At 61.0% G+C, this 14,867-nt stretch carries 11 protein-coding genes; 7 read left to right on the forward strand and 4 right to left on the reverse strand.

Annotated features, from left to right (window positions below; genetic code table 11):
• Entirely contained in the window at window positions 1-180 is a 180-nt protein-coding gene (locus tag Q7C33_RS01385; RefSeq protein WP_407682701.1) for a hypothetical protein, read from the reverse strand.
• Window positions 181-251: 71 nt separating this feature from the next.
• The gene (gene purU, locus Q7C33_RS01390; RefSeq protein ID WP_039591673.1) at window positions 252-1,100 is read right to left on the reverse strand and encodes a formyltetrahydrofolate deformylase; all 849 of its coding nucleotides are present in this window, start codon (window positions 1,098-1,100) and stop codon (window positions 252-254) included.
• Between the two features lie 305 nt (window positions 1,101-1,405).
• Between purU and mvaT the strand changes: the two genes are divergently transcribed.
• Window positions 1,406-1,783, forward strand: a complete 378-nt coding sequence (mvaT, locus tag Q7C33_RS01395; protein WP_030140826.1) for a histone-like nucleoid-structuring protein MvaT — start codon at window positions 1,406-1,408, stop codon at window positions 1,781-1,783.
• Window positions 1,784-1,903: 120 nt separating this feature from the next.
• Here the strand turns inward: mvaT and sbcB are convergent, their stop codons facing one another.
• On the reverse strand, window positions 1,904-3,331 hold the full coding sequence (gene sbcB / locus Q7C33_RS01400; RefSeq protein WP_407682702.1) for an exodeoxyribonuclease I: 1,428 nt from the start codon (window positions 3,329-3,331) through the stop codon (window positions 1,904-1,906).
• Between the two features lie 184 nt (window positions 3,332-3,515).
• Between sbcB and Q7C33_RS01405 the strand changes: the two genes are divergently transcribed.
• The 6 genes from Q7C33_RS01405 to Q7C33_RS01430 all read left to right on the forward strand — a co-directional run bounded on the left by Q7C33_RS01405 (window position 3,516) and on the right by Q7C33_RS01430 (window position 10,411).
• Window positions 3,516-4,241 carry an RDD family protein gene (locus Q7C33_RS01405; RefSeq protein ID WP_030140828.1) on the forward strand — a complete coding sequence of 242 codons (726 nt, stop codon included), beginning with the start codon at window positions 3,516-3,518 and terminating at the stop codon, window positions 4,239-4,241.
• Complete coding sequence (locus Q7C33_RS01410; RefSeq protein ID WP_217861367.1) at window positions 4,238-5,212, forward strand: stage II sporulation protein M; 975 nt, start codon at window positions 4,238-4,240, stop codon at window positions 5,210-5,212. Before Q7C33_RS01405 ends, Q7C33_RS01410 begins: the two co-directional genes overlap by 4 nt.
• Window positions 5,199-6,734 carry a DUF4129 domain-containing protein gene (locus Q7C33_RS01415; protein ID WP_407682703.1) on the forward strand — a complete coding sequence of 512 codons (1,536 nt, stop codon included), beginning with the start codon at window positions 5,199-5,201 and terminating at the stop codon, window positions 6,732-6,734. The genes Q7C33_RS01410 and Q7C33_RS01415 overlap by 14 nt, the downstream gene beginning before the upstream one ends.
• A complete protein-coding gene (locus Q7C33_RS01420; protein ID WP_407682704.1) occupies window positions 6,731-7,894 on the forward strand; it encodes a DUF4350 domain-containing protein in 1,164 nt (387 codons plus the stop codon). Before Q7C33_RS01415 ends, Q7C33_RS01420 begins: the two co-directional genes overlap by 4 nt.
• Window positions 7,891-8,895, forward strand: coding sequence for an AAA family ATPase (locus Q7C33_RS01425; RefSeq protein ID WP_198797907.1), 1,005 nt, complete (start codon window positions 7,891-7,893; stop codon window positions 8,893-8,895). The genes Q7C33_RS01420 and Q7C33_RS01425 overlap by 4 nt, the downstream gene beginning before the upstream one ends.
• A gap of 184 nt (window positions 8,896-9,079) precedes the next feature.
• Window positions 9,080-10,411: a DUF58 domain-containing protein gene (locus tag Q7C33_RS01430; protein ID WP_407682705.1), complete on the forward strand. Its 1,332-nt coding sequence runs from the start codon at window positions 9,080-9,082 to the stop codon at window positions 10,409-10,411.
• Window positions 10,412-10,420: 9 nt separating this feature from the next.
• Here Q7C33_RS01430 and Q7C33_RS01435 read toward each other — a convergent pair whose 3' ends face one another.
• Window positions 10,421-14,866 (reverse strand): Ig-like domain-containing protein, encoded by a 4,446-nt coding sequence (locus Q7C33_RS01435; protein ID WP_407682706.1) that lies wholly within the window; start codon window positions 14,864-14,866, stop codon window positions 10,421-10,423.
• Window position 14,867 lies beyond the last annotated feature (1 nt).

Raw genomic sequence — 14,867 nt, forward strand, 5'->3', positions numbered from 1 at the left:
TCACCGCTTGGGTTCGGAGTCGTCCTGGGGTTGCGGGTGCAAGTCATCCCAGAGCTTTGCGGCATCCGGAAACTCGGTGCCATCTTCAGGGCTCAACGCTTCGGGATCGTACCGGCTCAGGCAGCCCTCGCCCACGGTGGGCGGAGCTTTGGCGGTGGCTTTATCCAAGGGATCGGTCATGATTTAACTTGCTCCTCAAGGCTAATCGTGGCGAGGGAGCTTGCTCCCTCGCCACGGGGTTTGGCGTTGAATCAGAACACGACGGTCTTGTTGCCGTGCACCAACACGCGGTCTTCAAGGTGATAACGCAAGCCGCGCGCCAACACCATCTTCTCCACGTCGCGACCGAATCGCACCATGTCTTCGATGCTGTCGCTGTGGCTGACGCGTACCACGTCCTGCTCGATGATCGGGCCGGCGTCCAGCTCCTCGGTCACGTAGTGGCATGTCGCGCCGATCAGCTTCACGCCGCGCATCGAAGCCTGGTGATACGGCTTCGCACCCACGAACGATGGCAGGAAACTGTGGTGGATGTTGATGACTTTGTGCGCGTATTCGCTGCACAGGGACGGCGGCAGGATTTGCATGTAGCGGGCCAGCACCACCACTTCTGCATCATGCTGCTTGACCAGGCGCGAGACTTCGGCGAACGCCGGTTGCTTGTCCTGCGGATTGACCGGCACGTGGTAGTACGGGATGCCATGCCACTCCACCATGCTGCGCAAGTCGTCATGGTTGGAAATCACGCAGGCGATGTCACAATCGAGCTCATCGCTGTGCCAGCGGTGCAGCAAGTCAGCCAGGCAGTGAGACTCACGACTGGCCATCAGCACCACGCGTTTCTTCTGTGCGGTATCGGTGATGCGCCAGTCCATCGAGAACTCTTCGGCAATGGGGGCGAACGCCTCGCGAAAGGCTTCGATGCCGAAGGGCAGCGAGTCGGCGCGGATCTCGTGGCGCATGAAGAACCAGCCACTCTGATTGTCCGAATGATGGCTTGCTTCAGTGATCCAACCGTTATGGGACGCCAGAAAGTTACTGACTTTAGCAACGATACCGACGCGGTCCGGGCAAGCGATCACCAGCCGAAAAGTGCGCATTAGGGAAACTCCAGAACTTTCGCAAAGGCGGCCATTCTAGCCACTGTGCGGCAAAACTGCAGTACTGATGACACCAGCGCCCTCTCCGCGGTCAGCCGAGGCTGGGAATGGCCTGGCCTGCGGTGGCACCGCTATATGTGTGAACAGATGTGAGCGCACATCACGTTACTTATTGCACCGACCATTTTGTGGCACTGCACTATTTAACTAAATAAACACGGGTTAAATGTTTACTTGATGAAACTGTCTGATTACTATTGCCTCACTGTGTCCTTGTCACCCGCGTCCTACATAAGGTAGTCCCCATGTCCCTGATCAACGAATACCGCGCTACAGAAGAAGCCATCAAAGAACTGCAAGCTCGCCTGAAAAACCTGTCCGAAGACGACAAACTGCAAAAAGAACTGGAATTCGAAGGCAAACTGCGCACTCTGATGGGCGAATACTCCAAGTCCCTGCGCGATATCATTGCCCTGCTGGACCCAGAAGCCAAATCGGCCAAAGCCCCTCGTGGCGCTGCAAAAACTACTGGCACCAAACGCGCTCGCAAAGTTAAGCAGTACAAAAACCCGCACAACGGCGAAGTCATCGAAACCAAAGGTGGCAACCACAAGACTCTGAAAGAGTGGAAAGCCAAGTGGGGCGGTGACGTGGTAGAAGGCTGGGCAACCCTGCTGGGCTAAGCCTCGCCAGCCGGCGCCGCGCTTTACGCGGAGCTGCAAAGCAAAAAACGCCAGCCATTTGCTGGCGTTTTTTTATGCCTTCGTTTAACCCCCCCAGGGCGTGAATCGCAGCGTGGCAATTCAAAGGCTGAAACGCTTACGTAATTGTTGGCTGTAGCCTTGCCACTGGATCAGCACCTCTTGCTGCAATGATGTAGAAAGCCCCATCCACTCTGCCATTGCCTCATCGAAACTGTTCAACGTATTGGGTGCGCCCCACTCCGGAGAAGACAGGCGTTGCTGGCAAAATAATTTCCAGCGCGCCTGTTCTTCTGGATCCAAGGTGTCCGGGAAGTTGCGCGCACGATATCGAAACAATAATTCCGGCAGTCGTTCATCGTCAAAAGGCCAGTGCCCCTGTGCCAATTGAGCCGGATCCGCCATGCGAACTTGCTCACATAAACGACGATCTCGATCCCCCAGAAATCCCGAATATAACTGCTGCTCGGGATCTTCGCTGGCGGTGAAATCTTCCGGCCCATAAATAGCCTGGAGTTTGCCCTGCCAGACGTGTTGTGCGTCAGTTAGCCGCAGCGCCCGCTCCTGAACGCCCTCCATGTCCAACTGCAGCCGTAGTTGGTCCTCGGCGCGCAAGACAGCCAGCGGTGCAACCACCGGGCACTTGTTGATGTGAATGAGTTTGAGGGGCACCGGCAGCTCACCGTCGAGCAGCTCTTCGCGGCGGGTGTACAACCGTTGACGCAGGATCTGCGCATCATGATCCAGCAAGCCCTGGGGATCCAGGTGCAAGTCGCAGACGATCAGGGCGTTGCGGTTCTTCGGATGCCAGGCCAGCGGCAGCACCACGCCGATGTAGTTTCGCGCCGCCGAGAAACGCCCGGAGATGTGCACCATCGGCTGCAACAGGCGTATCTGGTCCAGCACCTTCTGTTTGCTGCGCAACTGGAACAGCCAGTCATAGAGCCGCGGTTGCTTCTCGCGGATCAACCGGGCCAGGGCAATCGTCGCGCGTACATCCGACAACGCATCATGGGCCTGGCCATGGTCGATGCCGTTGGCCGCGGTCAGGCGTTCGAGCTTGAGGGTGACGCGGCCATCCTCTTGTGGCCAGACAATGCCCTCGGGGCGCAAGGCATAGGCGGCGCGCACCAGGTCGATCAAGTCCCAGCGGCTGTTGCCGCCTTGCCATTCCCGGGCATAGGGGTCGAAAAAATTCCGATACAGGCTGTAGCGGGTCATTTCATCGTCGAAGCGCAAGGTGTTGTAACCCGCGCCACAGGTCCCGGGCGCAGCCAACTGCGCGTGGACGCGGGTCATGAAATCGGCTTCGCTCAAGCCTTTTTCCGCCAGTTGCGCCGGCGTGATGCCGGTGATCGCACAGGCGGCCGGATGCGGCAGGATGTCATCGCTCGGCCGGCAGTAGAGGTTCACCGGCGCGTCGATTTCGTTGAGCTCGAAATCGGTACGGATCCCCGCTACTTGCAAGGGGCGGTCGCACCGCGGATTGATGCCGGTGGTCTCGTAGTCGTACCAGAAGATGGAAGTCACGGTAGGTTCCTGAGCTGAAGACTGGCGAAGTCTAGGCGTTCGAACCCGACAGCCGCCACCGTTTCCGCCAGCGATCCTGTTGCAGCGCATGAAATGACACAAACAGTTGTATCGTGCGCCCGCACGAAGACTGCTAGCATCTGGGCCGAGATCGAACGTTCGAACGGCCCATCACAGGTTGCCCATGCTCGAGACACCAGCACTGCAAAGGAACGCGCCGCTGCCGCCACCACTGGACACGCGCTACCAGGTCGAAACGCCCGAAGGCATCGACCTGCCACTGCGCCCGGCGGGGCTGATGCCCCGTGCGCTGGCCTTCGCCATCGACCTGGGCATACGCGGGCTGGTGCTGGGGTTGCTGTTTTTCGTCCTGGCGTTTTTCGGCGAACTGGGCATCGGCCTGGGATCGATCCTGCTGTTCGTTATCAGCTGGTGGTACATGGTGCTGTTCGAACTGTTCAACCAGGGCCGCTCGCCGGGCAAGCAAATGATGGGATTGCGCGTGGTGCAGGACGACGGCAGGCCGATCGGCTGGTCCGCCTCGTTGATCCGCAACCTGCTGCGTTTCGTCGACATGCTGCCCTTTGGCTACGCCTTCGGCGCGATCAGTTGCCTGCAACATCCAACCTTCAAACGCCTCGGCGACCTGGCGGCCGGCACGTTGGTGGTCTATCGCGAGCAACCGGTCAAGCGCCCCGAATTGCCATCGGCCCGAGCGTTGCGTTCGCCTTTTGCCCTGGGCCTGGCCGAACAGCGCGCCGTGCTGGGTTTTGCCGAACGCCAGGGCGAACTTTCCGAAGCACGGGTCACTGAACTGGCAACAATCCTGGCCGTCCCGCTGAAGGTGCACCCCACCGGCGCCGTGGCTGAACTGAATGGCATTGCCCGCGGCCTGCTGGGGCCGACATGAAGCAAAGCCTTTTCGAAAGTCGCCACCATGGGGAATGGGAACACCTGTCCCGCCTGCTCGACCAGTTGGAGCGCAACAGCAACGTTGCCCAGAGCAGCGATTTTCCCCACGTCTATCGACGGCTTTGCCATCATCTGGCGCTGGCCCAGGCGCGAGGCTACAGCAGCTTGCTGGTGGACACCTTGCAACAACTGGCGCTGCGCGGCCACCAACAGCTCTACCGCGACCGCAGTCGGCCAACGGCGAGCTTGTCGGCGTTCATCCTTGCAGGCTTCCCGCGCCTGGTCCGCGAACAATGGCGATTCGTACTCGCGGCCGGCCTGATGTTCCTGGGCAGCCTGGCCGCCATCGGACTGTTGGTCTACCTGTTTCCGGAGCTGGTCTACAGCCTGCTGGGCGTCGAGGAGATCAGCCAGATCCGTAGCATGTACGACCCGGCGGCCGGGCATCTGGGACGCTCGATCGAGCGGGCCGCCAGCGAAGACTGGGTCATGTTCGGCTATTACATCATGCACAACATCGGCATCGCTTTTCAGACCTTCGCCAGCGGCTTGCTGTTTGGCCTGGGCAGCGCGTTCTTCCTGTTCTTCAACGGCCTGACCATTGGCGCGGTGGCCGGGCACCTGACCCAGATCGGCTCGGGCGGGACGTTCTGGTCATTCGTGATCGGCCACGGCGCCTTCGAACTCACCGCCATTACCCTGGCCGGCGCCGCGGGCCTGCAACTGGGCTGGTCACTCATCGCGCCGGGACGCCTCACCCGAGGCGAAGCCTTGCGACTCGCCGCCGGTAAGAGCGTGCTGATGATCGGTGGCGTGATCCTCTTCCTGCTCATCGCCGCGTTCATCGAGGCCTATTGGTCTTCCAGCGCAGTGACCACCGCCACCAAATACACCGTCGGTACGTTGTTGTGGCTGTTGGTGCTGGGCTACCTGCTGTTTGCCGGGCGAGGCCAGCATGCGCCTGAGTGACGTCACCGTAACCATCCGACCGCGCACCACGTGGGAAGCCATGGACCTCGGTGTCCTGATGGCCCAGCAGCATCGACGGCTGCTGATGACCAGTTGGGCCATCGTCACACTGCCGGTGTATGCGTTGCTGAGCCTGCTGCTGTGGGATTCACCGTCCCTGGTAGTGTTTCTGTTCTGGTGGCTGAAACCAGCGTTTGACCGCCTGCCCCTGTACATCGTGTCCAAGGCGTTGTTTGGCGAGACCCCCACCTTGAAACAGGCCTTGCGCCAATGGCCGGCGCTGCTCAAGCCGCAGCTGCTGGCGAGCCTGACCTGGCGCCGGCTGAGCCTGAGCCGAAGCTTCCTGATGCCCGTCGTGCAACTCGAAGGGCTCGCCGGGGAAGCACGGGAACAACGCTTGGGCGTGTTGCTGCAACGCAACGGCGGCGCGGCGCAGTGGCTGACCATCATTGGCGTGCATCTGGAAACAGCCTTGTGGTTTGGCCTGATGGCCTTGTTCTACCTGTTCGTGCCGCAACAAGTCGAACTGGAATGGGACTGGCAGACCTTGGTCGCCGTTGCCGAGCATGACTGGCTGTGGCTCGAACACCTGCTCAATTTCCTCTATCCGTTGCTGCTGATTGTCTGGGAGCCGATCTACGTCGCCTGCGGCTTCAGCCTCTACTTGAATCGACGCACGATTCTCGAAGCCTGGGACATCGAACTGGTGTTCCGCCGCCTGCGCCAGCGCCTGAGTGCGGTCGCCCCGCTGCTGATGCTGGCGGCGTTGATGCTGCTGCCGCTGGCGCCACCCGCCTGGGCCGCCGAAGACGGCACCGCACCCGACAGCCCTCGCCTGCTCAACCAACCCGTCACCAGCCAAGCCTCTCGCGAAAGCATCAAGGCCATCCTCGACGCCCCGCCCTTCAAGAACCCGGAAACCGTGACGCGCTATCGCTTTGGCGAAGAAGCCCCGGAGCCGGCCGAGACCGACGAAGCCCCGGGTTGGCTCAAATCGATGTTCAACTGGGGTGCCAAACGCTTCGAAACCATCGCTGCGCTGATCCAGGTATTGCTCTGGGCCGCCCTGGTGGGTGCGGTCGCCTGGCTGGCCTGGCGTTATCGGGAAAGGCTCAACGCCCTGGTGAACCGCCGGCCGGCGAAGGGCCAGGTGATGGAGCGGCCGACGCCAGCACGGATGTTCGGCCTGGATATCCGCGAAGAAAGCCTGCCGGACGATGTCGCGTCCAGCGCCGAACAATTGTGGTCCAGCGCTCCCCGAGAGGCGTTGGGCCTGCTCTATCGGGCCCTGCTCAGCCGCTTGCACCATGGGTTCGGCATCCCATTGAAACCGTCCGACACCGAAGGCCAGGTGCTGCACCGTGTAGAGCAACTCCAGCAGGAACAGCTGTTGGCCTTCAGCAAAAACCTGACCCTGCACTGGCAGAACATTGCCTACGGACACCGTCCACCACCGGCCCATCTGCAACAGGAACTGTGCGACGGCTGGCGTGGCTTGTTCGGTCCGGGAGCTTCCCAATGAACCGGCGCGCGGGATGGCTGGTCGGCGCCGTGGTTGCCGCACTGGGTGGCGTGTTGGCGATCTTCCTGTACATGAAAGCCGTGCCGTATCAAGAGGTCATCGAGCACGGCCCGGCCCCTGAAGCACAGGCCAATCCTTACCTGGCCGCCGAACATTATTTGCGCCAGCAAGGCATCAAGGTCGAGCACGCCAACAGCCTGGACGTCCTGCCGACGCTGGAGCCTCGCCAACGTACCCTGTTGCTGTTGGGTGAGCGAAGCAACATGACGCCACGGAGCGTCGACCAAGTGATGAACTGGACCCGCGCCGGCGGCCGACTGCTGTTTGTCGCCGAAGCCTTGTGGGACGACAGCACAAACAGCAGCGGTGACCTGCTGCTGGACCGCGTGCGGCTGCGCCAACTGCTGAGCAAGGACCTCAAGGCACCGGAGCCAGAGCTGATCAAGGATCCTTATCCCGAGTTGACCAAACTGTACCTGGAAGACGAAGAGGCGCCGGCCTACCTCGGCTTCGACACGGATTTCCACCTCGAAGACCCGCTGAACCTCGCCCAGGCGTGGGCCAACAGCGAGGCCGCGACCCATCTGATGCAACTGAACTACGGCCAGGGCACGATCACCGTGCTCACAGATGCCGAGCTGTGGAAAAACGATCACATCGACCAGTATGACAATGCCTGGCTGCTCTGGTACCTGAGCGCCGACACGGACGTGACGCTGCTGTTCAACACCGACCATGACAACCTGCTGACCCTGCTGCTGCGCTACTTCCCCCAGGCATTGGTGGCCCTGCTGGCCTTGATCGGGCTGTGGCTGTGGCGCTCGGCGGTACGCCATGGTCCGCTGCAACAACCCGCGCCCAAGGCCCGACGCCAATTGCAGGAACACCTGCAAGCCAGCGCCGCTTTTCAACTGCGCCACAACGGCCAGCAACACCTGCTGCACAGCCTGCAGCAAGACGTACTGCGCCGGGCCCGTCAGCTTCATCCCGGTTTCGAACAACTGGTCGTCGCCGAACAATGGCAAGTGCTTGCCCGCCTGACCCGGCAGCCTACACGCGCCATCAGCCAGGCCCTCAGCCCTCGACCGAAACAACGCCTGTCCAGCGCCGAGTTCTGCCGCCAGGTCGCCCTTTTGCAAACCCTCAGGAATGCCTTATGACTGAACAGAACGAACCCTCAGACAGCCAGGCCCACGCCGCCCAGCAACGCCAGCGCGCCAGTCAACTGGCCCAGGCGATTCGCACCGAACTGCACAAGGCCGTGGTCGGCCAGGTCGCGGTGATCGACGATGTGCTCACGGCGCTGATCGCCGGCGGTCATGTCCTGCTCGAAGGCGTGCCGGGGCTGGGCAAGACGCTGCTGGTGCGCGCCCTGGCCCGCTGTTTTGGCGGGGAGTTTGCGCGCATCCAGTTCACGCCCGACCTGATGCCCAGCGACGTCACCGGCCACGCGGTGTACGACTTGCAGACCGAGCAGTTCAAGCTGCGCAAGGGCCCGGTGTTCACCAACCTGTTGCTGGCCGATGAGATCAACCGCGCGCCGGCCAAGACCCAGGCGGCGCTGCTCGAAGCCATGCAGGAGCGCCAGGTCACCCTCGAGGGTCGCGCGTTGCCGATCTCCCAGCCGTTCATGGTGCTCGCCACCCAGAACCCGATCGAACAGGAAGGCACCTACCCGCTGCCGGAGGCCGAGCTCGACCGTTTCATGCTCAAGGTGCGCATGGACTACCCCGATGCCGACCAGGAACTGAACATGGTGCGCCAGGTCAGCCGCTCGACCCGCGCCGACATGCTCGATGTGCAACCGTTGCGCACGGTGTTGCAGGCCAAGGACGTGCAAGCGCTGCAACGCATCGCCAGCGACCTGCCGATGGACGACCAGGTGCTCGATTATGCCGTGCGCCTGGCCCGCGCAACCCGCACCTGGCCAGGCCTGACGATCGGAGCCGGCCCCCGCGCCTCGATCGCGCTGGTCCGTTGCGCCCGCGCCCGGGCGTTGTTGCGCGGCGGCGAGTTCGTGGTGCCGGACGACATCAAGGGCTGCGCCCTGGCCGTGCTGCGCCATCGCGTGCGGCTGGCGCCGGAGCTGGATATCGAAGGGCTTTCGGTGGATCAGGTGCTGGGGCAGTTGCTCGATCAAGTGTCGGCGCCACGGTTGTGAGCAAAAAATTCCTGATGCTGGTGCTCATCATGGCGAGGGGATTTAGCGAAACGTCGCACCGCCCCGCTGGGCTGCGCAGCAGCCCCCTGGTTTTGCCTGACACACCGCAAGGGGCCGCTGCGCGGCCAGCGGGGATAAATCCCCTCGCCACACTGGGTTGTCACCCTACCATTGAGTTGCAGCCATGAAGCCTTCTCGCCTGCTGTTGATCTGGCTCGCGATCCTGCTGGCCGTCGGCATCACCCTGGGAGCCCTGCGAGCGCTGGGCATCGCCGTGCCCTCGACGCTGCTGTCGATCCACTGGGGTTTGCTGCTGGCGCTGCTGGCCCTGTCGATACTCGACGCCGTGCGCGTGCGCCGCCTGCCCTCGCCCCGCGTCCAACGGCAACTGCCCGGCAGCCTGGCACTCGGTCGCTGGAGCGAAGTACGCCTGGAAATCAGTCACGATCTGGCCCAGCCATTGAATATCCAGCTCTTCGATCATGTGCCCGATGGCCTGGACTTCGAACACCTCCCGCTTTCAGCGCAACTGCAACCCGGCCAGCTCACCCAACTCGGCTACCGCGTCCGCCCCCTGAAGCGCGGCCACTTCAGCTTCGAACACTGCGAAATCAACCTCCCGAGCCCAATGGGCCTGTGGGCCGCCAAGCGCCTGCTTCCCGCAGCCGATGACACCCGCGTCTACCCGGACTTCGCCCGGCTCTACGACGGTCAACTGCTGGCCGTGGACAACTGGCTCAGCCAGCTCGGCATTCGTCAGCGGCAACGGCGCGGCCAAGGCCAGGAATTTCATCAACTGCGCGAATTCCGCGAAGGCGACAGCCTGCGCCAGATCGACTGGAAAGCCACCGCCCGCCATCGCATGCCCATCGCCCGCGAGTACGAAGACGAACGCGACCAGCAGATCATCTTCATGCTCGACTGCGGTCGACGCATGCGCAGCCAGGATGACGAGCTGGCGCATTTCGACCACGCCCTCAACGCCTGCCTGCTGCTCAGCTACACCGCGCTGCGCCAGGGCGATGCCGTGGGCCTGAGCACCTTCGCCAGCGAACAGCCGCGCTACCTCGCCCCGGTCAAAGGCACCGGCCAACTCAACGTATTGCTCAACACCGTCTACGACCTCGACAGCAGCCAACACCCCGCCGACTACCCCGCCGCCGTCACGCAACTGCTGGCCCGGCAAAAACGCCGCGCCCTGGTGGTGCTGGTGACCAACCTGCGGGATGAGGACGATGAAGAACTGCTGGTCACCGTAAAACGCCTGGGCCAGCGGCATCGGGTGCTGGTGGCGAGCCTGCGCGAAGAAGCCCTCGACCGCTTGCGCCAGGCGCCAGTGCAAGCCCTGCCCGAGGCGCTGGCTTATTGCGGGACGGTGGAATATTTGAATGCGCGGGCCGCGTTGCATGAGCGACTGAGCGCCCATGGGATAACGCTGCTGCAAGCTCGGCCCGGGGAGTTGGGGGCCGAGCTGGTGACGTTGTATCTGGGGTGGAAGAAGGCGGGGGATTTGTAGGGGTGAGGCCTAGGGTTTCACCTCTGTAGAAATCTCCCGCACGGGCAGATCTGGGCAGCGTAACTCCACCATGAATGTTCCGTAATTCGATTCCTTGGTCGATATGGACCAAATCAAGGGGGTCGTCATCGTCACCGGTTGTGGTTGGAACAATGGCGGAGCGAATTCCACATTAGGATTTCCTGCCGACGCCCCCAAAGCAACAGTGGTCGTGCCGATCAGGCTGCTGCCCTCCTTGACTCTCAACTCCCAGGTATAATCGGTTCCATCCACCAGGTGCAGGTCCCTATAAGCCAGCTCAAACTCCTCGCCATTCAAGTAGAACGTGAATTCCTCCAGCCAGCTATTTTCATCCCGGATAATCCCAGGCAAAGGTGGCGACTTTGGCATTTCGCTGATCAAAGGCATGTCGAACTGCAACGCAAAAGCATGGTCTGGCGTGTAGTCGGGGTCGGTCGTCAGCGTCCAACTCAAGGAAGTAGTCCCTTCCTCCATCGCAACAAGCTGGCCCAGCGGCGGGTCGACGACCACCCCCTGCGCCTCTTCGCCCGGCTTATATTCAAGAAGAAGCTGGGCATCTGGGTCACCGATCAACCAGCTGTCGCTGTAATCCAGCTTCAACGTGTAAACCTTTCCTGCGAAGACCCTCAACCTAACGTCGGACCACCCTGCGGGACTACCTGTGAAGTTAGGTTTGAAGTCCTGTTGCCAAGTCAACTCATTAGGCAGCAGTTCAAACTCCAGAAGTTTGACCTCCCATCCAGCATACCCACCCCGCACGGTAGCCCCCAAAAGCCCTCGTCTCACCCCAGGCAACCTGAACTCCACATGTGCCTGCCCTTCACCATCCGTACTCGTCGGAGCAAGCGTGAGGGTGGGGTAATCCCACATCACCTCGACGCCCTGCAAAGGCTCGCCAGTCAAGGCCGACACAACGGTAACGACCGCTGAAACCTGCTCCCCCAGATGACCACTTGGCTTGGGGCTGGTGAGTGACGCGATTTCCCGCGGCTCGTTCAAGGCGTACGACAACTCCACTGTTTTTGAATATTCCTTTTCGCCCACCGTCGCTGTCAGTCGAGCCTCGCCCGGCGTGGCAGGAACAAAGCGCACGCTCGCCACCCCGTAATAGTTGGTCACCGAGGTCACTTCGCCAAGATCAGGGCTGCGCCAAGTCACGGTCCACCCTTGCATTGGCTTACCAGTGATTGCCGAAAGCAATTTGACCTCGGTGTAAAGCTCACTTCCCCAATCCAGGATCCGGTGGGTACTGCTGCTCAAGACAAGGTTCAGCACCTGTGCGCCCTCTCCAACGGACATCGCATTGGCCGGGGAGAGGTTCGCCAGTCTCGTTGCCGATAAACGCAAGGCAAAACTGCCGTCTTTGATGTCGTTCACCTTAAAGGTGTAACTCAAACCCTCCCGAGTCAGTTTTTTCGGCACGCCAAGCGCGGGCGGCGAAAAGCCCAGGCCCAACGCAACGGGCCCGGTACCGGTCAGCCCCAGTGTCACCTCATGATCGAGCAAGGGGCTTGTTTCCGGGGCTTGCAACTTCAAGTGGTGGGTGCCATTGCGACGGGGAAAATACGTCTTTTCGCCCCAACGCTGCGGCGGCTGCTCGTCAAATTGAACGGTCAGTCCCGACCAGGGATCATCAGCCAGTGGGGTGACCTGCAGGGCACGCTTATCCTCGAAGCCGTCATAAGGGCTGAGGACCGATGCCGTCACTTCAAGCGCATCACTGTTGGACGGTGCCAGCGCAAATCCACACCAGCCCGTGGCATCGGTGATTTCCTCTTCCGCACCTCCCCCTGCCGTCCAATTCACAGGCACCTGATCGACAGCGAGGTCGGTGAAATGAGAAAAAACCTGCACCCATAGCCACGCAGAATCCTGGCCAACCACAGGATCGATTGGTGTATCACGCCAGTCTTCAATCCGGACTTTGTTGTGCGCCAGTTTCATCGGTTTGGCGGTCGAGACGAAGTCCAACTGTGGCATCGTCCACGCCAAGGCAAACTGTCCCGATTGCTCGCTGGCGGTAAAGTCGAGCATCCAGATCACGCCGCCGTCAGTGACGGGTTGCGCAACGGCCAAGGCGGGTTCAATGGTTGCATCCAAGTCTGCGGCAGGCGTTCCGGACCAAACCAGTCTCGACTCCAGCCCCACCAACGGACTCAATGCGTTGGGCAACACACTGAAACGGTGCCGTGCGCCCAAGCAGGGAAACAGCGACTGCTCATCCAGCTCCGCGACGACCTGATCAAGCCTCAGATTGACTTCTTCCGCCAGGTCCTCCGACACCAATCGTCCAGACAATTCCCTGGCGATGGAGAGACTTTCAAGACGTAGCTCCAGCTCGAACAGGCTGCTGATACTGCTTGAAGCGGACGCCAAGCTCCACTCCGCACCACCTCCCAGCAGCGGCTTGGCAATGCCAAGATCACTCGGCACCAACCCGATATCCGGCGCGGCCCCGCGCCAATGCAAGCTGATATTTTTATCAATCCAACTGCTGCCGTCATTCGGCACGACTTTCAGCGGATGGGTTTGACCACGCCGGCAAAGCAAACCTAGGGTATTGCGTTGGACTTCCACCCCATTCAGGAAGATCTTGACTTCGTTCTTCCAGGGGCTGGTCGCAATGGCCTTCACGTTGAATACGTGTTCCACCGCGATGGCATCGGCATGGGCCTTGACGCTGACAGTAATGGTTTTGTCCCCGTCACTGCTCGGCTGATAAAGCACGCTCGCCCACCCATCATTCCCCGTGGGACCGGCAAAGATCAGTCCTTCCTCAGACCGCCATTCCACCAACGCATTGACGACCGGGTCCCCATCACCGGCGATGACGACGTGCACCACCTGCACCCTTAGCAACACGCTTTCGTTTTCGTCCACGATCGGAAACTTGTTGGCCCCTCGCACGTCGCCGATCCTGACCAGGTTGCGAGCCAGTGACATGGCTTTTTTCGGCGAAGGGCGCAACAGCTTCGAGCAGACCAGGTCCAGGTCGAACCGGCCGTCCAGATCGTCCGCACTTGTCAGGGTCCAGGTGAGCCCGGTGCCGGTCACCGGGACCCCGAAGTCAAGCGCCGGGGCAACCGTCACCCCCAGTTGTTCCGGAGAATCACCGCTCCAATGCAATGACAGTTCCGTCTCCAGCAGCGGACTGTCCAATGGCAGCCCCAGCTCCACGGCGTAATCCGAACCTCGATTGGGATATCCGGTTTTCTCCTCCCACCGTGCCTGCGCCCCCTCGACGACCGCCATCACGTCTTTCCAGGGGTCTGTTTCAAGAACCCGGACCTCCAGGATTTGCGTCACGACACCTGCCGCGTAATAGAGGCTTTCGACTGACGCCTCTATCTGGAACTGACCGGCCAGGGACGGCTCATAGTCGAGATAGGCCCAACCCTGGGCGTCGGTAGTGGCCACCTTTTTTACCCGCCCATCCGTAACCGTCCACGTAACCGTACGCCCGCTCATAGGCTGGTTGGTGTAATACGAGGCGACCTGAACCCCCACGCGCACGCTCTGTTCGTACTCCAGCACCGGGTAATAGGGCGCTTCATGCACCTGGAGAAACGCCAGCCGATGATGCCCGAGCGAAACCTGCAGGGGATAAGGTTCTGCGGTGTACTGGTTAACCAACTTCATCGAGAACACATAATCTTCATCGCCGATCAACGGGCATTCGAGTAACCAAGGTGATTCCACTGGTTGATCCACGCCCCAATCCGGCGTCGTGACAATCGCCTCCAATGGGTTATCGACAATGGTCAACGCCGCCTTTGTGCCCAGCCAGACACTGTCGGGCTCAGCCACGAACTCGAGTCGATGCGCCAAGGCACCCTCTGCCCCAAGGCATACATATAAAGGGTCCGTTGGCCCGATGGGTTGTTCGTCGAGCAGGAGCCCTTCCATGGCGGCAGGCTCCAAGTGCAACTGAAGACTGATGCGCGTGATACGAAGCTTGGAATACTCGTCTCCAGGGTCGTTTGGAGGGCTGAGTACGGTGACCTTCAGCGTGTCCCTATCAGTAAAGAGTAGCTCCAGCGGGACTTCGCACTCCGTCGGGTTGAACTCCAGCGGCCCCTCTTTCTTCAGCCTTACCTGTTCTTCCGGCGTACCGCGCAATTTGGTTGGCAACAACTCAATCGGCTGTTTTCCTTCTTGTCCTTCGACTTCCAGCAACACCTCGCCCGCTCGGGTATGCCACAACTCATACAGGAAAGAGATTACATAGCGGGCTTTATCACTCGGCGTCTTCGGAGCACTTATTGTCTGGTTGACAGAAGCGCCATGGCTGGCCGCCAGAAGCCGAATGTAAACGCTGTTGTACATGTCGGATTCGGTACCGAGCCCGCTCCCACGTTTGTTCCATCCCTTCAGGCCGTCCTCGAACTCACCGTTTACCACCAAGCTCTCATCCGCCTTGATCACGTTACCCATG

This window comes from Pseudomonas sp. BP11-1-1 (assembly GCF_052112105.1).
Lineage (GTDB): Bacteria > Pseudomonadota > Gammaproteobacteria > Pseudomonadales > Pseudomonadaceae > Aquipseudomonas > Aquipseudomonas alvandae.

Excerpts from the sequence above, each read along its gene's own strand:
- Q7C33_RS01385 (WP_407682701.1), bottom strand. The coding sequence starts at position 180 with ATGACCGATCCCTTGGATAAAGCCACCGCCAAAGCTCCGCCCACCGTG.
- purU (WP_039591673.1), bottom strand. The coding sequence starts at position 1,100 with ATGCGCACTTTTCGGCTGGTGATCGCTTGCCCGGACCGCGTCGGTATC.
- mvaT (WP_030140826.1), top strand. The coding sequence starts at position 1,406 with ATGTCCCTGATCAACGAATACCGCGCTACAGAAGAAGCCATCAAAGAA.
- Q7C33_RS01405 (WP_030140828.1), top strand. The coding sequence starts at position 3,516 with ATGCTCGAGACACCAGCACTGCAAAGGAACGCGCCGCTGCCGCCACCA.
- Q7C33_RS01410 (WP_217861367.1), top strand. The coding sequence starts at position 4,238 with ATGAAGCAAAGCCTTTTCGAAAGTCGCCACCATGGGGAATGGGAACAC.
- Q7C33_RS01415 (WP_407682703.1), top strand. The coding sequence starts at position 5,199 with ATGCGCCTGAGTGACGTCACCGTAACCATCCGACCGCGCACCACGTGG.
- Q7C33_RS01420 (WP_407682704.1), top strand. The coding sequence starts at position 6,731 with ATGAACCGGCGCGCGGGATGGCTGGTCGGCGCCGTGGTTGCCGCACTG.
- Q7C33_RS01425 (WP_198797907.1), top strand. The coding sequence starts at position 7,891 with ATGACTGAACAGAACGAACCCTCAGACAGCCAGGCCCACGCCGCCCAG.
- Q7C33_RS01430 (WP_407682705.1), top strand. The coding sequence starts at position 9,080 with ATGAAGCCTTCTCGCCTGCTGTTGATCTGGCTCGCGATCCTGCTGGCC.
- Q7C33_RS01435 (WP_407682706.1), bottom strand. The coding sequence starts at position 14,866 with ATGGGTAACGTGATCAAGGCGGATGAGAGCTTGGTGGTAAACGGTGAG.